The sequence below is a fragment of the Aeromonas sobria genome (genome assembly GCF_000820145.1).
Classification (GTDB): Bacteria; Pseudomonadota; Gammaproteobacteria; order Enterobacterales; family Aeromonadaceae; genus Aeromonas; species Aeromonas sobria.
Genome location: NZ_CDBW01000039.1, coordinates 18,781 through 40,135 on the forward strand (window position 1 = coordinate 18,781; position 21,355 = coordinate 40,135).

At 60.7% G+C, this 21,355-nt stretch carries 20 protein-coding genes and 1 pseudogene; 14 read left to right on the forward strand and 7 right to left on the reverse strand.

What is annotated here, in order from left to right; all coding sequences use genetic code 11:
* Positions 1-75: 75 nt before the first annotated feature.
* The gene (hldE, locus tag BN1135_RS16930) at positions 76-1,503 is read right to left on the reverse strand and encodes a bifunctional D-glycero-beta-D-manno-heptose-7-phosphate kinase/D-glycero-beta-D-manno-heptose 1-phosphate adenylyltransferase HldE (RefSeq protein ID WP_042023060.1); all 1,428 of its coding nucleotides are present in this window, start codon (positions 1,501-1,503) and stop codon (positions 76-78) included.
* Between the two features lie 204 nt (positions 1,504-1,707).
* Here hldE and lpxL point away from each other — a divergent pair, with 204 nt between their 5' ends.
* From lpxL to BN1135_RS16965, 7 genes are all read left to right on the forward strand, one after another.
* Positions 1,708-2,631, forward strand: a complete 924-nt coding sequence (lpxL, locus tag BN1135_RS16935; protein ID WP_042023061.1) for an LpxL/LpxP family Kdo(2)-lipid IV(A) lauroyl/palmitoleoyl acyltransferase — start codon at positions 1,708-1,710, stop codon at positions 2,629-2,631.
* A gap of 626 nt (positions 2,632-3,257) precedes the next feature.
* Positions 3,258-5,180 carry a PTS mannitol transporter subunit IICBA gene (locus tag BN1135_RS16940; RefSeq protein ID WP_042023062.1) on the forward strand — a complete coding sequence of 641 codons (1,923 nt, stop codon included), beginning with the start codon at positions 3,258-3,260 and terminating at the stop codon, positions 5,178-5,180.
* 37 nt (positions 5,181-5,217) lie between these two features.
* Positions 5,218-6,363 (forward strand): mannitol-1-phosphate 5-dehydrogenase, encoded by a 1,146-nt coding sequence (locus tag BN1135_RS16945; protein ID WP_042023063.1) that lies wholly within the window; start codon positions 5,218-5,220, stop codon positions 6,361-6,363.
* A gap of 133 nt (positions 6,364-6,496) precedes the next feature.
* Complete coding sequence (locus BN1135_RS16950) at positions 6,497-7,018, forward strand: MltR family transcriptional regulator (protein ID WP_042023064.1); 522 nt, start codon at positions 6,497-6,499, stop codon at positions 7,016-7,018.
* A 189-nt stretch (positions 7,019-7,207) separates the two neighbouring features.
* The gene (locus BN1135_RS16955; protein WP_042023065.1) at positions 7,208-8,995 is read left to right on the forward strand and encodes a cation:proton antiporter; all 1,788 of its coding nucleotides are present in this window, start codon (positions 7,208-7,210) and stop codon (positions 8,993-8,995) included.
* Positions 8,992-9,564 carry a DNA-J related domain-containing protein gene (locus BN1135_RS16960; RefSeq protein ID WP_042023066.1) on the forward strand — a complete coding sequence of 191 codons (573 nt, stop codon included), beginning with the start codon at positions 8,992-8,994 and terminating at the stop codon, positions 9,562-9,564. Before BN1135_RS16955 ends, BN1135_RS16960 begins: the two co-directional genes overlap by 4 nt.
* Before the next feature lie 69 nt (positions 9,565-9,633).
* Entirely contained in the window at positions 9,634-9,882 is a 249-nt protein-coding gene (locus tag BN1135_RS16965) for a hypothetical protein (RefSeq protein WP_042023067.1), read from the forward strand.
* Between the two features lie 67 nt (positions 9,883-9,949).
* On the opposite strand, the gene BN1135_RS16970 is transcribed toward BN1135_RS16965, so the two are convergent.
* Complete coding sequence (locus tag BN1135_RS16970) at positions 9,950-10,462, reverse strand: mechanosensitive ion channel domain-containing protein (RefSeq protein ID WP_042023068.1); 513 nt, start codon at positions 10,460-10,462, stop codon at positions 9,950-9,952.
* A 13-nt stretch (positions 10,463-10,475) separates the two neighbouring features.
* Positions 10,476-11,441, reverse strand: coding sequence for a zinc transporter ZntB (zntB, locus tag BN1135_RS16975; protein ID WP_042023069.1), 966 nt, complete (start codon positions 11,439-11,441; stop codon positions 10,476-10,478).
* Positions 11,442-11,581: 140 nt separating this feature from the next.
* Between zntB and BN1135_RS16980 the strand changes: the two genes are divergently transcribed.
* Positions 11,582-12,031: a YaiI/YqxD family protein gene (locus BN1135_RS16980; RefSeq protein WP_042023070.1), complete on the forward strand. Its 450-nt coding sequence runs from the start codon at positions 11,582-11,584 to the stop codon at positions 12,029-12,031.
* 124 nt (positions 12,032-12,155) lie between these two features.
* Positions 12,156-12,656: a metal-dependent hydrolase gene (locus tag BN1135_RS16985; protein ID WP_042023071.1), complete on the forward strand. Its 501-nt coding sequence runs from the start codon at positions 12,156-12,158 to the stop codon at positions 12,654-12,656.
* A 64-nt stretch (positions 12,657-12,720) separates the two neighbouring features.
* Here the strand turns inward: BN1135_RS16985 and BN1135_RS16990 are convergent, their stop codons facing one another.
* Positions 12,721-13,926 carry a NupC/NupG family nucleoside CNT transporter gene (locus BN1135_RS16990; protein ID WP_042023072.1) on the reverse strand — a complete coding sequence of 402 codons (1,206 nt, stop codon included), beginning with the start codon at positions 13,924-13,926 and terminating at the stop codon, positions 12,721-12,723.
* Positions 13,927-14,471: 545 nt separating this feature from the next.
* Here BN1135_RS16990 and dbpA point away from each other — a divergent pair.
* The 3 genes and pseudogenes from dbpA to BN1135_RS22485 all read left to right on the forward strand — a co-directional run.
* A complete protein-coding gene (gene dbpA, locus BN1135_RS16995) occupies positions 14,472-15,851 on the forward strand; it encodes an ATP-dependent RNA helicase DbpA (RefSeq protein ID WP_042023073.1) in 1,380 nt (459 codons plus the stop codon).
* Positions 15,852-15,964: 113 nt separating this feature from the next.
* Entirely contained in the window at positions 15,965-16,255 is a 291-nt protein-coding gene (locus BN1135_RS17000; RefSeq protein WP_042023074.1) for a YkgJ family cysteine cluster protein, read from the forward strand.
* A gap of 27 nt (positions 16,256-16,282) precedes the next feature.
* Positions 16,283-16,390: pseudogene (locus BN1135_RS22485) on the forward strand (YkgJ family cysteine cluster protein); the annotation flags it as partial.
* Here BN1135_RS22485 and BN1135_RS17005 read toward each other — a convergent pair.
* Positions 16,377-16,799, reverse strand: coding sequence for a hypothetical protein (locus tag BN1135_RS17005; protein ID WP_042023075.1), 423 nt, complete (start codon positions 16,797-16,799; stop codon positions 16,377-16,379). The pseudogene BN1135_RS22485 and the gene BN1135_RS17005 overlap by 14 nt on opposite strands.
* A 271-nt stretch (positions 16,800-17,070) precedes the next feature.
* Here BN1135_RS17005 and BN1135_RS17010 point away from each other — a divergent pair, with 271 nt between their 5' ends.
* Positions 17,071-18,465 carry a PepSY-associated TM helix domain-containing protein gene (locus tag BN1135_RS17010; RefSeq protein ID WP_042023076.1) on the forward strand — a complete coding sequence of 465 codons (1,395 nt, stop codon included), beginning with the start codon at positions 17,071-17,073 and terminating at the stop codon, positions 18,463-18,465.
* A gap of 80 nt (positions 18,466-18,545) precedes the next feature.
* Here the strand turns inward: BN1135_RS17010 and BN1135_RS17015 are convergent, their stop codons facing one another.
* Positions 18,546-18,761, reverse strand: a complete 216-nt coding sequence (locus BN1135_RS17015) for a DUF6500 family protein (RefSeq protein WP_042023077.1) — start codon at positions 18,759-18,761, stop codon at positions 18,546-18,548.
* Positions 18,762-18,867: 106 nt separating this feature from the next.
* On the reverse strand, positions 18,868-19,773 hold the full coding sequence (locus tag BN1135_RS17020) for a 1,4-dihydroxy-2-naphthoate polyprenyltransferase (RefSeq protein WP_042023154.1): 906 nt from the start codon (positions 19,771-19,773) through the stop codon (positions 18,868-18,870).
* Positions 19,774-20,012: 239 nt separating this feature from the next.
* Between BN1135_RS17020 and BN1135_RS17025 the strand changes: the two genes are divergently transcribed.
* Positions 20,013-21,347 (forward strand): isochorismate synthase, encoded by a 1,335-nt coding sequence (locus BN1135_RS17025; protein ID WP_042023078.1) that lies wholly within the window; start codon positions 20,013-20,015, stop codon positions 21,345-21,347.
* The last annotated feature ends 8 nt before the right edge of the window (positions 21,348-21,355 follow it).

Here is a 21,355-nt window from a genome sequence, read left to right on the forward strand (position 1 = left end):
CTTTTTGTTATCCGGATTTCTGTCGGCTTGCTCCGGCCGTAGTTGGCCCCGCCAGATTGCTGGGCCAGCTGAGCGTTAGCCGCGCTCGCGGATAGTCTTGATGATGTCGGAGGTGGAGCAGCCATCTTCAAAATTGAGCACTCGCACCTCACCGCCATTGGCGGTCACCTCAGCGTAACCGGCGATATCCTCCGGCTTGTAATCACCACCCTTGACCAGCAGGTCCGGCAGGATCTCGGCGATCAGGCGCTGCGGGGTATCTTCACTGAAGGGCACCACCCATGCGACGGCACCAAGGGCCGCCAGCACCGTCATGCGGCGCTCGGTCGGGTTGACCGGACGACCCGGCCCTTTCAGACGGCGGACCGACTCATCGGTGTTGACCGCCACGATCAGGCGATCCCCCAGCTTGCCAGCATTGGCCAGGTAGGAGACGTGACCGGCGTGCAGGATGTCGAAGCAGCCGTTGGTCATCACCACTTTCTCGCCGCGCAGACGGGCGGCACGGACCGCCACTTTCAGCTGGGCTTCAGACATCACACCGAAACCTGTCTCTTGCTCGGTATAGAGGGCGTTGGCCAGCTCGACCGGACTGACGGTAGAGGTACCCAGCTTGCCGACCACGATACCGGCTGCGGTATTGGCCAGCGCACAGGCTTCGTCCAGGCTCTTGCCAGCCGCCAGTGAGGTGGCCAGGGTAGATATCACGGTATCACCGGCACCGGTCACATCGTAAACCTCGTGAGCCTGGGCCGGCAGGTGCAGCTCGGGCTGACCTTCGCGGATCAGGGTCATGCCGTTTTCAGAACGGGTGACCAGCAGGGCATCCAGCTCGAAGCGCTTGACCAGCTCCAGCCCCTTGGCGACCAGATCCTCTTCGCTCTTCACCTTGCCAACAACTGCCTCGAACTCGGACATGTTGGGGGTCAACAGAGTGGCACCACGGTACTTCTCGAAATCGGTCCCCTTGGGATCGACCATCACCGGAATACCCGCAGCGCGGGCCCGCTTGATCATGCCGGGCACGTCGTTGAGGGCGCCTTTGCCATAGTCGGAGAGGATCATCACGTCGCAGCTCGGCAATGCCTGCTCGACCTTGCTCATCAGCAGGCTGGCATCGACGGAGTGGAAGGGCTCTTCAAAATCCAGACGCAGCAGTTGCTGGTTGCGGGACAGTACCCGCAGCTTGGTGATGGTCGGGTAGTCGGCCAGACGAACGAAATCACAGGCGACTTTGACGCCAGCCATCTGACCGGCCAGCGCATCGGCCGCTTCATCCTGACCGGTCAGGCCAAGCAGCACGGCGTGGGCGCCAAGAGCGGCGGAGTTGAGGGCCACGTTGGCCGCGCCACCGGGGCGCTCCTCAATGTGTTCAACCTTGACTACGGGTACCGGCGCCTCGGGGGAGATCCGGCCGGTAGGGCCATGCCAGTAACGGTCCAACATGACATCGCCAACGACCAGCACGCGGGCTTTTTCAAAATCGGGCAGGGTGATCTTCATCTGTATCGGCTCTCAAAACCTGAAAAATCAGCGGACGATTTTATCACACTCTTTTATTGGGTGGAGAAAAAGCCGACCGCCGTTGCCGCCGCTGTCACGCTAACCGGACGCAGGCTACCCCTCTGACCAGCACACAGCCATTCGCCCCCGCCCCCCCTTTTCGGCTAGAATCCCCCGATTGTGTTTGCGAACAAGAGATTATCCATGGCCCATGACAACGCTCCTCGCCTCGAGCCCCGCCTGTTTCATCCCCGTTACTGGGCCAGCTGGTTCGGCCTCTCCCTGCTCTGGCTGCTGACCTTGCTGCCGTGGCGCAGCCAGATGTGGCTGGGCCGCCAGCTCGGCCGCCTCGCCGCCAGGATATTGAAGTCCCGGGTCAAGATTGCCCGTCGCAATCTGGAACTGGCACTGCCGGAGCTGACCCGGGATGAGCGGGAGACGCTGCTGAAAGCAAACTTCGAGAGCGTGGGCTGCGCCGTGTTCGAGGTGGGCATGGCCTGGTTCTGGCCAGACTGGCGGATGCGCAACCTGATGAAGGTGGAAGGGGAAGAGCATGTCATCGCCGCCATGGAAAAAGGTCATGGCATGCTGCTGCTCTCCTGCCACTTCCTGACCCTGGAACTCAACGCCCGCTGTTTCGGTCTGGTACGCCCCGGGGTGGGGGTCTATCGCCCCAACACCAATCCGGTGCTGGAGTATGCCCAGTACCACGGTCGCTGCGCCTCCAACAAATATCTGGTGGACCGGATGGACGTGAAGGGGATGATCAAGGCGCTGCGCAACGGCGACGCCCTCTGGTACGCGCCGGATCACGACTACGGCAGCCACGCCAGCGTGTTCGTGCCCTACTTCGCCGTCGAGCAGGCGGCCACCATCTCCGGCACCGCCACCCTGGCGCGGGTGAAGAACACCGTCACTCTGCCCTGCTACAACATCCGCACCAGCGAGGGTTACACCCTGCATATCGGGGCACCGCTCGCCGACTACCCCAGCGGTGACGAGATGGTCGATGCCGCCCGCGCCAACCGCGAGATTGAAGCCGCCGTGCGCAAGGCGCCGGAGCAGTACATGTGGCTCCATCGCCGCTTCAAGACCCGCCCCTCCCCCGAGGATGCCAGCTTCTACTAAGCAGCCGCACCCGACAGGGGCCATATCGCAAAAACCGACAAACCGCCTGCTGGCGGTTTGTTTTTATCTGCGTTCATCCCTGCGCGGCAAACAAGATCCCCGAGCGTCAGCCGCACAATCACACCCTGTTTTTTCCTACCTATCTCCATCAGCCAGCCGCAAAAGAGCCCTCATCGCCGACCATAAAGCTGAAAGCGGGTTACAAACTTATTGATTCATTGATAACCAAGAGGCTATTTCGATAAATCCATCGTCACTACCCGCTGATGAGTCATTGAGCGACATGCTCCATTTGAATACAAAAGCTGAATTTGTGACAAAAATCACCTTTTCGTCCGAGTGCAGCAAACCAGCATTGGTGACTTTCATCACAAAAATAGGTCACTCAAAACAGAAAGGATCGAAAAGTAGCCGAATTACAGCATCAGAACGTGACCCAGATCACTGGTTGGGGAGGGGGTATGGCGGGGTATCTGAGAGGTAGATCACAAGACACCCCGTTTTCAGCCTAATATGATCGCAAGCTGGTAGATTGAAGTTGCTTAGACGACCGGGATGGCGGTTCGGCAAAACCGGCCATCCCGACTACCACTTTTAATCAAACAGGCTTAAAACGGGGTCCCGACATGTTATCACCGGATACCAAAGTCAAGATACAGAATTTTGGACGCTTCCTGTCCAATATGGTCATGCCCAACATAGGCGCCTTCATCGCCTGGGGCTTTATTACTGCACTCTTTATCCCCACCGGCTGGCTGCCAAGCGAAACCTTGGCCAAGCTGGTTGGCCCCATGATCACCTACCTGCTGCCGCTGCTGATTGGCTACACCGGCGGCAAGCTGATGGGCGGTGAGCGCGGCGGCGTGGTCGGCGCCATCACCACCATGGGCGTCATCGTGGGGACCGACATCCCGATGTTCATGGGCGCCATGATGGTCGGCCCGCTCGGTGGCTGGACCATCAAGCGCTTCGACAAGGCGATGGACGGTCGCGTCAAGAGCGGCTTCGAGATGCTGGTCAACAACTTCTCCGCCGGCCTTATCGGCATGCTGCTGGCCATCCTCGCCTTCTTCGTGATTGGCCCCTTCGTCAAGGTGCTCTCCGGCCTGCTGGCCGGTGGCGTCGGCTTCCTGGTGGAAAACCACATGCTGCCGCTCACCTCTATCTTCGTCGAACCGGCCAAGATCCTGTTCCTCAACAACGCCATCAACCACGGCATCTTCTCGCCGCTGGGGATCCAGCAGGCGACCGAGCATGGCAGCTCCATCTTCTTCCTGATTGAAGCTAACCCGGGCCCGGGCATGGGTGTGCTGCTGGCCTACATGGTGTTCGGTCGTGGTGCGGCCAAGCAATCCGCAGCTGGCGCCTCCATCATTCACTTCTTCGGCGGCATCCACGAGATCTACTTCCCGTACGTGCTGATGAACCCGCGCCTCATTCTGGCGGTGATCGCCGGTGGCATGACCGGGGTCTTTACCCTGACCCTGTTCAACGCTGGTCTGGTCTCCCCTGCCTCACCAGGCTCCATCTTCGCCGTGCTGTTGATGACACCGAAAGCCTCCCTGATCGGGGTCGCCCTCTCCATCATCAGCGCCACTCTGGTCTCCTTCCTGGTAGCTGCCGTATTCGTTCGCGCCCAGCAGCCGGAAGCCGACGAGGCCGATGCCCTCGGTGAAGCCACCCGCAAGATGAAAGCCATGAAGGGCGGCAAGCCTGAAACCGCAGCGGCCAAGAAGCCGGGCGGCGAGCTGATGGCAGTGCGCAATATCGTGGTCGCCTGCGATGCAGGGATGGGTTCCAGCGCCATGGGTGCCGGCATGCTGCGCAAGCGGGTGCAGGCCGCCGGGCTCGATATCAGCGTTACCAACCGCGCCATCGATCAGCTCGACGATCAGGTGGACTGGGTCATCACCCACAAGGATCTGACCGAGCGGGCCCGTCGCCATGCGCCGAATGCTCACCATATCTCGCTCACCAACTTCCTCGACAACGGCCTCTATCAGGAGCTGGTACAGAGCCTGACCCGCGCCGCCAACGATGACGTCGCCAACCCGCAACTGCTGGTGGCGGCTAACGACGACAGCTACGAGCCGCAAGCAGCCGAGGTCTTTATCCTGAGCCGTCATGACGTGCATCTGGGGCTGAAAGCGGACAACAAGGAGGCCGCCATCCTGACCGCAGGCCGACTGCTGGCAGAGCGCGGCTACGTGGCACCCGACTACGTCAACGCCATGCTGGAGCGCGAGCAGCTGGTCTCTACCTACCTCGGCGAGTCCATCGCCGTGCCTCACGGCACCATCGCCGCCAAGAAGTTCGTGAAGCGTACCGGCATCGTCATCTGCCAGTACCCGGCCGGAGTCGCCTTTGGTGAAGCGGCGGACGAGGTAGCGCGACTGGTGATCGGCATTGCCGCCCGCAACGACGAACACATGCAGGTGATAACCCGCCTGACCAATGCACTGGATGAACCCGGTCTCATCGACCGACTGGCCAGCACCACGGATCCCCAGGCTTTCCTGGATCTGCTGGGTGCCGAACAGGCTGCGTAATCATCTTTCATCGTCTTTGGTTCAAGAGGTTAATATCATGAAAACATTGCATTTTGGTGCTGGTAACATCGGTCGCGGCTTTATCGGCAAACTGCTGGCAGATGCCAGCCATCAGGTCACTTTCGCCGACGTCAACGACACGCTTATCGATCAGCTCAATCACCGTCAGGAGTACAAGGTCCATGTGGTGGGAGCGGATCAGAAGTTGGACGTGGTGCGCAACGTGGCAGCGGTCAGCTCCGCCGGTCACGAGGTGATCGCCCGCATCATCACCGCCGATCTGGTCACCACTGCGGTTGGCCCCAACATTCTGGACAAGATTGCCAGCACCCTGGCCAAGGGGCTGCAGGCCCGCTTCGATGCTGGCAACCTGACACCGCTGAACGTCATCGCCTGCGAAAACATGGTGCGCGGCACCAGCCACCTCAAGCAGGAGGTACTCAAGTACCTGCCAGTCGCGTATCATGCCACGCTCGAAACCTGCATCGGCTTCGTCGACTCGGCGGTGGATCGCATCGTGCCGCCCGCCGCGGCCGCCAACGATGATCCGCTGGAAGTGACGGTAGAGAGCTTCAGCGAGTGGATCGTCGACCAGACCCAGTTCAAGGGTGAGCTGCCCCAGGTGGCGGGCATGGAGCCCACCGACAACCTGATGGCCTTCGTCGAGCGCAAGCTGTTTACCCTTAACACCGGCCACATCGTCACCGCCTACCTCGGCAAGCTACGGGGTTACCGCACAGTGCGCGAAGCGATCGAAGATCCGGTGATCCGCAGCAAGGTTCGCCGCGCCATGGAGGAGAGCGGTGCCGTGCTGGTGAAACGCTACGGCTTCGACCCGCGCCTGCACGCCGCCTACATCGAGAAGATCCTCTCCCGCTTCGCCAACCCCTATCTGGTGGACGAAATTGATCGGGTCGGTCGTCAGCCACTGCGCAAGCTGGCGGCGGGGGATCGGCTGGTGAAGCCGCTGCTCGGCACCCTGGAATACGGCCTGCCCAACGAGCAGTTGCAGGAGGGGATCGCCGCAGCGCTGCACTATCGCAACGCCGATGACCCGCAGGCGGTGGAGCTGCAAGCCCTGCTGGCGGAGCTGGGCTCGGCCAAAGCACTGGCCCGCGTCACCGGGCTGGATGAAGAGAGCGAGGTGGTTCGCGCCATCGTCGCCCGTTACGAAACCCTGTAATGACCCTGCTTGCGGCACATTCAGCCACCACTAATAGCGCGCCAAGCGCTTGAATGGCAAGGGAATGTGCCCCATATGATAAAAACCGGGAGAGAGGTCCACTCTCTCCCTGTCAGCTGGACCCTATACACCTATGACCACACACCAGGAAGATGAAGTACTGGAACGACTGAACGAGCAGGATGGCCCCCGCGGCTTCTTTCTCGAAGCCGTGACCATCCTGGAAGAGGCGGTCGACTCCCTGATGCGACGCGCGTTCCGTCAGGAGGAGTATGCCGTCAAATACGCCATCGAACCCCTGCTCAACCAGAGTGGCCCCCTCGGCCAGCTGGAGGTGCGCCTCAAGCTCATCTTCGCCCTCGGCCTCATCTCCCTCGAGCGCTATCAGGATATCGAAGCCTATATCAAGATCCGCGACTTTCTGGTGCGCGACCCCAAGGATTACCGCTTCAGCGACAAGCCGATCCGCGATCTGCTCGACCGCCTGCACGGGGTCAATCAGGGCGGCATGATGAAGCTGGAGCCCCCCACCAGCGAAGAGGATTGGGCCTTCTACCAGATGCAGCTCAACCGGCTCGATCAGATGGTGCGCTCCGCACTGGTACTGGCGCTGGCCGACTGTATCGGCGAGCTCCACAAGGAGAGCCCCATCTAATCCGGCCCCAAGACCACCCCATCACCACGGTTGGCGTCTGGCTGGCGCCCGTCACACCACCGCCAGCCACCATGACGCCGACTGTCGCACATCTCCCCATCCCAGCCCCGACGCCGCTCCTTCCGGTGTCAATCTGACCAACTTACCCACTACACTAGCTCCATACTCACAGCCTGAATCGAGGTCTGCATGATTGCCCTCTCCCTGGCCGGGATCGCCCTGGTCTCCGTGCTGGCCCAATGGCTCGCCTGGTCACTGCGGGTGCCCGCCATCCTGTTTCTGCTGCTCACCGGCCTGACCCTGGGCCCGGTCAGCGGCCTGCTCGACCCTGATGCCCTGCTCGGGGATCTGCTGTTTCCGCTGGTCTCCCTGTCGGTGGCCATCATCCTGTTTGAGGGGGCGCTGACCCTCCATCTGGCCGAACTCAAGGGGATCGGCAAGGTGGTGCGCAACCTCTGCTCCACCGGCATGCTGGTCAGTTTCGCCGTCATCGGCAGCGCCGGTTACTTCCTGCTGGGGCTGGACTGGCGGGTCGCCACCATGCTCGGCGCTGTGCTGGTGGTCACGGGCCCCACTGTGATTGCCCCCATGCTCAACGTGATCCGCCCCACCCGGGAGGTGGACAGGATCCTGCGCTGGGAGGGGATCGTCATCGACCCCATCGGCGCCCTGTTTGCAGTGCTGGTGTTCGAGGCAGTGCGCCTCGGCAGTCAGGGGGATCTCATCAGCCACACCCTGCTGGCACTGGCCAAAACAGTGGGGGTCGGCGCCTTCATCGGGGTGGCGGCAGGCTGGCTAACTACCCTGCTCATTCGCAAGGACTGGCTGCCGGTCAGCCTGCACAAGTTCGGGGTGCTGGCGCTGGTGCTGGTCACCTTCAGCCTCTCCAACTGGCTCAGCCACGAATCGGGCCTGCTGGCGGTGACCGTGTTCGGCATCTGGCTCGCCAATCAGGAGGGGCTGGATCTGGAGGAGGTGCTGGCGTTCAAGGAAGATCTCGCGGTCATCCTTATCTCCAGCCTGTTCATCCTGCTGGCAGCCCGCCTTGATCTGGCCCAGCTCTGGCAACTCGGCCCCATGGTGCTGGCACTGCTCTGCGTGGTGCAGTTCGTGGCGCGCCCGCTCTGCATTCTGGTCTCGACCTGGGGCTCGGATCTCTCCTGGCGGGCTCGCGCCCTGCTGAGCTGGATTGCACCGCGCGGCATCGTCGCGGCGGCGGTCAGCGCCTCGTTCGCCATCAGCCTGCATCAGGCAGAGATCCCCGATGCTGACAAGCTGGTACCGCTGGTATTTGCGGTGATCATCTCCACCGTGGTGTTGCAGAGCCTCACCTCGGCGCCGCTGGCCAGCCTGCTCAAGATGCGCCAGAGCGCCCCCAACACCTGGCTCATCATCGGCGCCAACTCGGTGGCGCGGGCAATCGGCAAGGCGCTGGCGGATCAGGGGGTGCCGGTGCAACTCTGCGATCCCGCCTGGGAGTTCTGCAAACAGGCGCGGATGAGCAACCTGCCCTGCTACTTCGGCAACCCCCAGTCGGAGCATGCCGAGCTGCACCTGCCGCTCACCAGCATCAGTACCGTGCTGGCACTCTCCCCCAACCGCCACAACAACGCCCTCGGGGTACTGCACTTCGCCCACCTCTACGGCGAGGAGCAGGTCTACTCCCTGCGCTCCAGCGAGCAGCACGGCAAGGCCAACCGGGAGAGCGCCACCTTCCGCGCCCGCCAGAACCTGTTCGGCCCCGACATCAATTATGCCAAGCTGAGCGGTCTGCTAAGCCGGGGTGGCCAGATCAAGGCCACCCGCCTGAGCGAAGCGTTCGACTGGGCCCAATATCAGGCCGCCAATCCCGGCGCCATCCCGCTGTTTGTAATGGACGTCAAGGGCAAACCCCACATCGTCACCGGCCCCGTCACCCCGCAGGCGGGTGAGTTGCTGATCGCCCTGCAACCAGCCAGAGAGCAGGGCGCCGAATGAGCGAGGCCACCCACAATCCGCTGATCGCCCCGCTGCTGGCCCTGCTGCAACAGGCGGCGGGCAGCTACAAGGTGCACGAGCTGATGGCCGACCTGCGCCAGCAGGGGGCAATCCCGCCCTTGGCAGACGATGAGCAGTTGCAGCTATTTCGGGTCAACTTTCTGATCATGAACGCCCTCTACCAGTTGCAGGCCGAGCTCTGGCAAGAGGGGTGGTGGCTGGTGATCAGCACCCTGGATATCCGGCTCGAACCGCTGGCCGACAAATCAAAGGCCAGCCACGCCTTTGCCCTCAGCGAAAATCTGCGCAGCTACTATCTCGACTGGCAGGTGTTCTGGCAGACGGATCGGGCAGAGGTAGAAACCCTGCTCAACCGCTTCTGGCGCGCCTATGACGGGGAGGGACACAAAGAGGAAGCGCTGGCGCTGTTCGAGCTCGATGAAAAGGCAAGTCAGGAGGCGATCCGCCGCCGCTGGCGGGAGCTAGCACTGCAGCACCATCCGGACCGGGGTGGCGATGCCGAGACCTTTATCCGCATCCGCTGGGCCTGGGAGTACCTGCGGGGATGATCCCGTTGCTGCCCCTCTGTGACCGGCATAGACTGAAAGTGGATATTCCCCAAAGGAAAGGAGAGCATCATGACAGTCAGTGAACTTCGTAAGCTCTATCAACAACAGCTCCTCATGGAAGCTGAACTTATCCATGACATCGCGGTTCCCGGCTGGCTCATCGAGTTCAGAGGCAAGGATGGCACCCTCTATGAAATGACCGATACCCTTGGTTGCCCGGTCAGTTTCGGCACGGTCGAGCAGGCCCGCGACCACGTCCATCTGGTGGCCGACTGCCCAATCCAGGTGGAATACCTCTACCGCTTCTTCGAACGCTAACGCAGCACCAGCCAGACACCGCACAGCAAAAAGGCTCCAAGGAGCCTTTTTCAATTCCGGTTACTTTCTATTCCGGTTGCAGCGGTTCCGCCACCTTGCCCTCCAGCTTCCTGACCGGCTTTTGCAGGATCAGGTTGGCTGGATAGGTGACCAGATCGCCGTTGTCATCCCGCACCCGCAGGTAGAACAGGCCGATCTCGGTGATCACACCGGTGACCGAATCATCCTTGTCGAGGATGCGGATCCGATCGCCAATCCGATAGGGAAAGGCGAAGAAGATGGTGATGCTGGCGGTGATGTTGGAGAGGATCGACCACTGGGCCACCATGGCGACCCCCAGCACTGCGAAGAAGGAGGAGGCGAGCACCACCAGTCGGGAGAAATCGAGCCCCCACACCCCAGCCAGCACCAGCAAGGTGGCGCAGCCGAGCAGGAAGTGGAACACATGGGCCACGTAGAGCACCCGGTTCTCGCTCACCTGCCTGCTCTGGCCGAGCGCCAGCAGGCTCTTGTGAATAAGCCGCCGGATCAGGGTGTGACCCAGCAACAGCAGCAGGGTCAGGCCAATTGATTGCCACATGGGTTATGCCTCCTTACCACCAGCGTCGGTGCTTGAGCCAGACTGCCAGCCCGCTTGCCAGCGCCACCAAGGATCCGCAGAAGACCCAGAAGGCGGTCGGGCTCTCGGCCCCGGGCATACCGCCGAGGTTGATGCCAAACAGGCCGGTCAGGAAACTGGCAGGCAAAAACAGCAGCGCCATCACCGACATCTGGTAGGCGCGACGGTTAGTCGCCTCCGCCATCAGATTGTTGATCTCGTCTGCCAGCACAGCAGTGCGGGCCACCCCGGCATCGAGATCATCGAGCCAGCGCCGCAGCCGGTCAGCGATATCGAGCAGGCGGCGGCGGTCATCCTCATCCAACCAGCTGATCTTCTCGTTGGCGAGACGCGCCACCAGATCCCGCTGGGGAGAGAGGTAGCGGCGGATCATGATGAGCTGCTTGCGGATCAGCGCCAAGCGGCCATTGGCGGGCATGTCGCGCATCAGCACCATCTCCTCCAGATCGAGGATCTTGTCGTGCAGCTCTTCAACAAACTCCCCTGCGCGGTCGGTCAGGGCATCGCAGATCTCCACCAGCCAGTCAGCCGGGGTATCCGCGCCGCCCCCCAGCTTGAGCTGGTTGAACACATCCTGCTCGGAGAGCAGCGGACGACGACGGCTGCTGATGATGAGATCCGGGGTGATGAAGATGCGCAGCGCCACCATCTCTTCCGGCCTGTGATCCTTGTTGTGGTTGATGCCGCGCAGGATCAGCAGCACAGTCTCCCCCATCCGCACCAGCTTGGGACGATTGCTCTGGCCAAGCAGCGATTCTTTGGCAGCCTCGCCCAGCAGCGGGGTTTGCAGCAACCAGCGCGCCGAATCGGGATGGCCGTAATCCAGATGCAGCCAGGCCGGGCTATCCCCCGGAATGTCGCTTCCCGCCGTCAGCGGCGCCATGCCCCCCTTGCCATCCAGGGTCAGGGCATAAATTACTTCACCGGGCACCCGATCCATATCGTCTCCTTCTGATTCTCGCCAACGGCCCCCAGCTTACACCAAAGGCGGGGCCGACTCAGCCCCACGGCGGACAGCGGTCGCCTGTGTTACTATGCCTGCCTTCGTATTCCCCCGTTTTAACCACAGGAAACCATGCCATGCCCATCTGGGTTGATGCCGATGCCTGCCCTATTCCGGTCAAGGAGATCCTCTACCGCGCCGCCCACCGCGCTCGGGTCGTCACCACGCTGGTGGCCAATCAGGGCTTGCGGGTTCCCCCCTCTCCCTATATCAAGACCCAGCAGGTGGAGAAGGGATTCGATGTGGCAGATCATGTCATCGCCCAGCAGGTTCAGCCCGGCGATCTGGTGATCACCGGTGATATCCCCCTCGCCTCCTGGGTGATCGACGCCGGTGGCGAGGCGCTCAATCCCCGCGGCGAGATCTACACCCGCGAGACCATCAAGGCGCGGCTCGGGATGCGTAATTTCATGGAGGAGCTGCGTTCCGCTGGCGTGCAAACTGGCGGCCCCGCCCCCTTCAACTCTGCCGACAAGCAATGCTTCGCCAACGCCCTCGACAAGTGGCTGGTCAAAGGCAAGTTGTAAAGAGACCCTAAAGGCGCCCAGCTTGGGCGCTTTTTCACCGTAACATCCTGATTTTTAAAATAACAGCTGACCAACGCCAGCGGCCTGATAAGATGCGCCGCCCTTTCTCCACACAGTAATCATCATGACCGCCCAAGGGCACCTGCTCTTCTCTGTTACCTGCGCCCTGCTCGCCCACAAACTACAGCTCACCCCGGCCCTGGCCGATGCCAGCCTGTGGCAGACCATTCCTGCCGCCTTGGCCAGTGCGCTGCTGCCCGACCTCGATCATCCCAAATCGGTGCTGGGACAACGACTGCCATGGATCTCGAAACCCCTGTCGCGACTGTGCGGCCATCGCGGCTTCACCCACAGCCTGCTAGCGGTAGCCATCGCCATCTGGGGACTAAACCAGAGCTTGCCTGCCGGGTCTGTGCCTGTCGGGGTCAAAGATGCGCTTATCGTCGGCTACCTCAGTCATCTGCTGGGAGACTGGCTCACCCCGGCGGGCATTCCGCTCTTCTGGCCCATCAAGCGCCGCTTCCGGCTGCCGGGCTGGCCGCTCAAAAGCGGTGGCCCTCTGGAAACCGGCTTTTGCACCCTCACCCTGCTGGTTGCTGGCTGGTGGTGCGGCTGGTTGATATAACGCAGAGACAAAAAAGGCCCCGAACCTGAGTCCGGGGCCTGCCAGTGGTGATGCCACTAGAGGATTAGATCATGATGCCAGCGATAACCGCAGAGAGCAGGCTGACCAGGGTAGAGCCGTAGACCAGCTTCAGACCGAAGCGGGAAACCATGTTGCCTTTCTCTTCGTTCAGCGCCTTTACCGCACCGGCGATGATGCCGATGGAGCTGAAGTTGGCGAACGACACCATGAAGATGGAGAGGATACCGACAGTGCGCGGCGAGAGCTCGGCAGCAACTTTGCCCAGATCCATCATGGCCACGAACTCGTTGGTTACCAGCTTGGTCGCCATGATGGAGCCCGCTTGCAACGCTTCACCACTCGGGATACCCAGGATCCAGGCGATTGGGTAGAAGAGGTAGCCCATCACGAACTGGAAGTTGACGCCAAACGCCATCTCGAACAGGTAGTTCACCAGCGCAATCAACGCGATAAAGCCCACCAGCATGGCCCCCACGATCACCGCAACGGTGAAACCGGCCATGATGTACTCGCCCAGCATCTCGAAAAAGTTCTCTTTCTTCGGCGTGTGGTGTTCGTCACCTTCGGTGATGGCTTTCAGGTCGGTCACCGAGTTATCCGGCTCGTACGGGTTGATCAGTGACAGCACGATGAAGGTACTGAACATGTTGAGCACCAGTGCGGCAACCACATAACGTGGCTCGATCAGCTGCATGTAGGCACCGACGATGGACATGGAAACGGTGGACATAGCCGTCGCTGCCAGGGTGTACATCTGCTTCTCGTTCAGGTGCGGCAGGGTGTTCTTGAGGGCGATGAAGTTCTCGGACTGGCCGACGATCATCGAGCTGATGGCATTGAAAGACTCCAGCTTGCCCATGCCGTTGATCTTGGCCAGCACTGTACCGATACCGCGGATGACGATAGGCAGCAGACGGATGTACTGCAAAATCCCGATCAGCACCGAGATGAAGACGATGGGCATCAGCACCATCAGGAAGAAGGAGAAGGCCCCTTCGTTGACCAGACCACCGAACACGAAGTCGGTACCCTGTTTGGCAAACTCCATCAACTTGGTGAAGCCAGCCGCGAAGCCCCCCACCACTGCCAGACCCACTTCGGAGTTCAGCATGAACCAGGCCAGCGCCAGTTCGACCACCAGCAGTTGGCCAATATAACGCAGCTTGATCTGTTTCCAGTTGTGGCGGTTAGCCAGCAGAGAGAGAGCGAGGACCATGACCAGTCCGAGCACAAAGTGAACGTATTCCATACCTGTAGCACCTGAGTAAATTGTAATTTTTGACCGGCGCCATCATAGACATTTGCACATTTAAAAATCAGATAGCCATCACAATCCCGCTCAATAATATGCATGCAGGATAATACAAACGTTTTTAAATTAATTACGCAATGAACTGATATTAATCACACAACATAGATAACATAAATCCTTTTAAAACATCATGTTGGGCAATGCAGACGCCGTTTTCATGTTTTTGAAAATATTCGAGCAGCATTTTCGCAACATTCCCTGTGGCGTAACGACTGCTCGTAGAATATTTTTCAGTGATTATATTGAAATACCGAAAATGGAAAACGTTTATCCGCGATAAATAATTAGATGAGTGTTTGAAAAATAGTCCTTATCGCATTGTCAGTTATTGCCAGCGATCTGTTTGGCAACAAATGAACCCTGCCTGCGCGCCCCTATGGTCAACCGTTCAAATTTCCGCCACATCCACTGCCACATTCTGGTATGATGCGCGGCCTTAGCGCTCGTGCGCATCCCCGTTTTCTTCGAAATAGAGTCTTTTTGTGAACAACAGCGAATTTAGCAGCCTCAATCTCTCCCCCGCCCTGCAAGAGAACCTCATCAGCCTGGGTTATCTGCAGATGACACCGATCCAGGCCCAGAGTCTGCCCCTGGTGCTCGATGGCAAAGACCTGATCGCCAAGGCTAAAACCGGTAGCGGCAAGACCGCCGCCTTCGGCCTTGGCCTGCTGGCCCAGCTCAACGTCCATCGTCTCGAAGTGCAGGCGCTGGTGCTCTGTCCGACCCGCGAACTGGCAGATCAGGTGGCGCAGGAGATCCGTCGGCTGGCGCGCGCCCTGCCCAACGTCAAGCTGGTGACCCTGTGCGGCGGCACCCAGACTGCACCCCAATCGGCCACGCTGGGCTTTGGCGCCCACATCGCTGTCGGTACCCCGGGCCGCATCCTCAAGCATCTGGAGCAAGGCACCCTGGAGTTGTCTGGCCTTAAAACCCTGGTGCTGGACGAAGCCGACCGGATGCTGGACATGGGCTTTGGCGAAGAGATCAACCGGGTCATCAGCTATGCTCCCCAGCAGCGCCAGACCCTGCTCTTCTCCGCCACCTACCCGGAAGGGATCGCCCAGATGAGCCGCGGTGTGCAGCGCAATCCGGTCGAGGTGAGTGTCGAGTCTCTTCATGAAGGGAGCGCCATCGAGCAGAAGCTCTATGAAGTGCCATTTGGAGAGCGCCTCGACGCCCTCACCTGGTTGCTGAGCCACTATCAGCCAGCCTCCTGCGTGGTGTTCTGCAACACCAAACGCGCCTGCAACGACGTGGCTGATCATCTGGCCGCCAAAGGTTTCTCGGCGCTGGCACTGAACGGCGATCTGGAACAGCGCGAGCGGGATCAGGTGCTGGTGCGCTTTGCCAACGGCAGTGCCACCATTCTGGTGGCCACCGACGTGGCAGCCCGCGGCCTCGACATCAAAGAGCTGGGCGCCGTCATCAACTACGAGCTGACCTATGACCCGGAGATCCATGTTCATCGCATCGGTCGTACCGGTCGTGCTGGCCAGCAGGGTCTGGCTCTGAGCCTCTATCAGCCGAACGAAGCCCAGCGCGTCAACTTTATCGAAGAGTACCAGCAGGCCCCGATGCCGCAGGGCGACCTCGCGCTGATTGGTCGTGACATCAAGCCTATTGCGCCACAAATGGTGACCCTCTCCATCGATGCGGGCCGCAAAACCAAGGTGCGAGCCGGAGATATTCTGGGCGCCCTGACTGGCGAAGGCGGCATTGCCGGCGCCGATGTCGGCAAGATCCAGATCTCCGAGCAATACTCCTACGTCGCAGTCAAATGCAGTGTGGCGAGTGCCGCCCTCAAGCGGCTGCAAGAAGGCAAAATCAAGGGGCGCACCTACCGCGCCCGCAAACTGGGCTAAACCTGAAGATGGGTAGCCTGGCTGCCCGACTCACGGTTGACCGCAATACGGGCGCCTTTGCAGGCGCCTGTTTTTTATCAAAAATGTGCTATTTCATGGCATGGACAACATAGATGAACCAACAAACCCCAGTCGAGGTCAGCTGCCAGAACTGCGAAGCCTGCTGCTGTCGCCTTGAAGTGATGCTGTTTACTGATACCGGTGTGCCGGATCGCTACGTCGATGATATCGAAGGTCAGGTGCCGGTGATGCACCGGCTGGAAGATGGCTGGTGTGCTGCCCTCGATCGCAACACTATGATGTGCCGCATTTATGAAGTGCGACCGCTGATCTGCCGTGAATTCGAAATGGGCGAGCCCGACTGTGTGGATGAGCGGGACAAGTGGTTTATCACGCTGGCCTGACCCGGGCGCTCGATCGCACTCCCCGCCATGATGTGCCGGATCTACGAGGTGCGACCGCTGATCTGCCGTGAATTCGAAATGGGTGAACCCGACTGCGTTGACGAGCGGGACAAGTGGTTTATCAGCTTGGCGTAAGCCCTGCCACTGTGATATCGCAGGGATCGGGGGTGAGCTGCTGCTCCAGCCAGTGGATCGCTGCCGCCTCCTGTTCGAAATAACGCACCGCCCTGAATGGCAGATCCCTGAAGAGGTTATCTGCCAGATAACGTTTGAAACCACCCTCTAGCACCACCGCCAGAAACCGGCAGCCACTGCTGGCGCACCAGCCAAACTGGCGGCGAAAACGGGCTAGCACCTCGGGCCCGGCGGCTTCAAACTCGGTCGCGACCTCCACAATCCCCCAAGGCAGGCCGATCAGCTCGACCAATTCCTCGCGAAAGTCAGCCTCATAGGCCATGGCGCCCGCCAGATTAAAGGCACCATTTGGCCGACAGATCAGCATCTGACCCCGGCGCACCATCTCGAATTGCCCGTGTGGCTGCATCCTTGCTCCCTTGCGCTGCAACTGCCTGCAAATTGTTATCATAAGGTAATAATTTATAAAGAAAAGTCCAGCAAAAAACCTTTCCTTATGAAGAGCAGACGCCTCATCTGGCTAGCCAGAAAAACCTTCTCATACCTTCACACTGTCGCCATCCCGCACCGGATCAGCCGCAACGAAATGTGTGATTGCAGTTAATAAAAAGTTACTGCTATTATCCGCGCCACCAACATTCCACCAACCGAAAGGTTTGGCAACCCAACAAGGATGCGCAATGAAAAACAGGGACTCGAGTCATTACCAACGGATCTGGCGCTGGCACTTCTACGCCGGTCTTTTTGTTGCCCCTTTCCTGATCCTGCTGTCGCTGACCGGGATCGTCTATCTGTTCAAACCCCAGCTCGACAACCTGATGTACCCCGAGCTGATGAAGGTCACCCCCGCCAGCCAGACCCTGAGTGCCGACCAGCTGCTGGCCAAGGCGATGATGACCATGCCCGATGCCAGCCTGCGTAAATACCTGCCACCTGCCGCTCCCGATCAGAGCGCCCAGTTCATCGTCAATCGGGGTGAACAGGAGCTGACCCTGTTTATGGATCCCGCCAGCGGCGCCCTGCTCGGCACCATGGACAACAAGTGGAATCTGCAAGCGGTGGCCCGCTCCCTGCACGCCGACCTGCTGCTCGGCACCACGGGGGATCGGCTGATCGAACTGGCGGCAGGCTGGGGTCTGGTGCTGCTGCTGAGCGGTCTCTACCTCTGGTGGCCACGCAAGGGGCCCGGGGTGGGCGGCATCCTCGGGCCCAGAATAAGCCAGCGCGGACGCCTCTGGTGGCGGGATCTGCACGCCGTAGTCGGCTTCTGGGGAGCCGGTTTCCTGCTGCTGTTGCTGCTGAGCGGCATGACCTGGACCGGTTTCTGGGGCGATCAGTTTGCCGCGGTCTGGAACCGCTTCCCCGCCGCCATGTGGAACGAGGTGCCCAAATCGGCGCCGCTGGCCCGCAGCCTGAATCAGGCTCATGAGCAGACCGTTCCCTGGGCGGTGGAGAACACTCCTATGCCCAGCTCGCAGCCGGTCGATGAAGCGCACGATCACGGCGCCATGAACCACGGCGAGCATGAGGGGATGGTGATGGCGAGCCAGCGCATTGCGCTGCAACAGGTGGTCGAGACAGCCAGTGAACGGGGAGTCAAACCGGGTTACAGCATCACCCCGCCGGTCGGTGACACCGGCGTCTACACCATCGCCCTGTTTGCCGACGATCCACGCAACGACGCCACCCTGCATATCGATCAATACAGCGGCAAGGTGCTGGCCGATGTGCGCTGGCAGGATTATGGCCTGGTCGCCAAGACGGTGGAGAGCGGCGTCATGCTGCACATGGGCAAGCTCTACGGCTGGCCCCATCAGCTGGCCATGCTGATCATCTGCCTGATGGTGCTGGCCAGCGCCGTGAGCGGCCTGTGGATCTGGTGGTGCCGCCGTCCGCAGGGTCGTCTCGCCGCGCCGCCGCTGCCCGCCAAACTCCCGCCGATGCGTGGTGCTATCGCCCTGCTGATCCTGCTGGGGATCGCCTTCCCGCTGGTGGGGGCCTCCATGGTTGCCATCTGGCTGCTGGATACCCTGCTCTTCTCCCGCCGCCCCCTCAAGGTGGCGCGCGCCAGCTAGTCGATAGCATCATCCACCAACAGAGAGGGCTCCCGCTTGGGAGCCCTCTCTGTTTCATTGTGTTTCATTGCAACCGGCTTTCACTCCTGCTCGACCAGCAGGAGAATTTTCTTGGCCTTCTCGAAGTGATCGAGCTTGTGGGTCTGGATCCACCAGGTCGCTGCCTCCATCAGCAAATCGGGATCGTCATTGCGATTGGCAAAGAAGGCATAAAAGGAGAGCCCGACCATCTCCCCCTTCTGGGCGATTTTTTGCTGGCATACCTGAATGATTTTCTGTTTGAGTGATGCACGCATGGTGGTGTTCCTGTCTGGCCTATCCAGTGCCAACACGTCTCGTCGGCACACAAAAAGGGCTCCCACCTCGGGAGCCCGTTTCACATAACAACAAGCTGGCCGCTCATCAGGAGAGTGCCAACCCGATGGAGAGCAGCAAGCTGAACAGAAACGCGCTGATGGCGGTTTTCTTGAGCGCGCCAGTCAACACCTCGCCATCAAAGCTCTCGCGCAGGGTCTTGGCTGCATCGCTGAGGGGCTTCATGGCAGGCAGGAAGATCCACGGCCAGAAGCTGGCGGGCTGGGTCAGGATAAAGGCGATGGTGGTTAACAGCGCCGCCCCCAGCAGCACCCAGTGATAGGCGATGGCACGGTTGCGGCCAAGGCGCACCGCCAGGGTGATCTTGCCGCTGGCTGCGTCGGTCTCGATGTCGCGCACATTGTTGATATTGAGCACGGCGGTCGCCAATAAGCCACAGGCGGTGGCAGGCAACAGCAGATCCCACTCCAGCGTCTTGGTGAAGAGGTAGTAGGAGCCGAGCACCCCCAGCAGACCGAAGAACAGGAACACCGAAATATCGCCAAACCCGCGATAGCCGTAAGGGGTCTTGCCCACGGTATAGGTCACCGCCGCGACGATTGCCGCGCCACCCAACACCACAAATGCCAAGATCTGCAGCCACTGGCCACCGAAGGCACAGCCCAGCAACAGCAGGCCACTGGCCACCGCCGCCAGCGCGGTCAGTGCCATCGCCACGCACATCTGCTTTTGAGTGATAAGGCCGGAGACCACCGCCCGCTGCGGGCCGATCCGCTCGCCGTTGTCGGCGCCAGAGACCGCATCACCGTAATCGTTGGCCAGATTGGAGAGGATCTGCAGCAGGATGGCGGTCAGCAGCGAGAGCACCATGATGGTGCCATCGAAGGCATCACGGTTAGCAGCCAGTCCCGCGCCCAGCAGGATGGAAGAGCAGGCCAGTGGCAGTGTTCGCAAACGCGCCGCCAGTAACCAAACAGAGAAGGTATTTGTCATATTGTGATGGCCAAACAATCGGATATTGATCGTGTTAAGGGTTATCGAACCGGATTTGGGTATACTTGGCCCCAGAGAGTGAAACACCCTCGGGCGATTTACATGGACGAATGGACGGATAATATATAGGAAATCCTCGCCCTTTGGCATAAACCCACTGAAACCTACATAAAGATCGGTGCAACCCGGCACCCATCACTGCAGGATCAGTCGTTACTATCCGGCTCAGAAAAGAATCCATGTTGGCTCAGACCCATATCAAGCAACAACTGGACGCCCTGCGTCACAGCAACGTCAGCGGCTTCGTACGGTTGCGAGTGGCGATCGAAATCCGCTCCTTTCTGGGCTGGCTCGCGGCGCAAACCCTCTATCCCCGCATCTACTGGCAGGCCCGTGGACAGGATCGTCCAGAGTATGTCGCGCTGGGCGCTATCCATGAACTGACCGAGCCACACGCCATCAAGCGGGTGTGCGCCAACACGGCCAGCCAGCATCACGACGACAGCCCCCGCTACTATGGCGGACTGGCGTTCGATCCGGCCCAATCCGGCTGGCAAGGGTTTGGCCCCTGCCGTTTCGTGTTGCCCCGCATCGAGCTGGTGCGCCGTGGCGAGTGCGTCAGCCTCTGCCTCAACCTCTGGCTGGATGACCACAATCTCGAGGCCGAACTGCAGGCTGCCGAAGCGGCCCTCGATGCCCTGCGCCCAGAAGCCCCGCTGCCCGCCCTGCAAAAACAGCCCTGGCAGCGACAGGATTGCCCCGGCCCCGCCCAGTGGCAAACTCTGGTAGAACGGGTCACGGCCCCCGATTTTCAGGCCCACACTCCCAAGGTGGTGCTGTCGCGGGAGAGCATACTGACCCGCCAGCACAGCGATGGCTCCGGAGGTGAAGATGTGTGCCCCTGGGCCATGCTCGACCAGTGGGCCCGCCACGCGCAGGACTGCTTCCACTTCGGTTTTCAATTCTCCCCCGAGCAGGCTTTTATCGCCTGCTCCCCCGAGCGGCTCTACCGCCGGGAAGGGAGCCACCTCTTTACCGAGGCGCTGGCGGGTACCATCCGCCGCTCCGGCGATGAGGAGGTCGATGCCCAACTGGCCGCCGAGCTGCTGGCCGACAACAAGAACCGGCTGGAGAACCGGCTGGTACACGCCGACATCCTCAGCCGACTGGCGCCACTGGCCCACGATGCCACCCTGACCGAGCCGCGCATTCTCAAACTGCGGCTGCTGCAGCACCTCAAGTGCGATATCGAAGCCGAGCTCAAGCCGGGGGTCTGCGACTGGCAACTGCTCGACGCCCTCCACCCCACTCCGGCGGTGGGTGGTGCCCCGCGCGAAGCGGCGCTGGCCTTCATCCGCGAGTTCGAGCCCTATGATCGGGGCTGGTACGCCGGTGCCTGCGGCATGCTGAGCCGGGAGACCTCCGAGTTCTCGGTCGCCATTCGCAGCGCCCGCATTCAGCCGGGCAGCGTTACCCTGTTTGCCGGTGCCGGCATTGTCGCCGGTTCCGAGCCTGTCGCCGAGTGGGCCGAACTCGACAACAAGATTGCCAATGTGCTCTCCCTGCTGGGATAGCCATGACC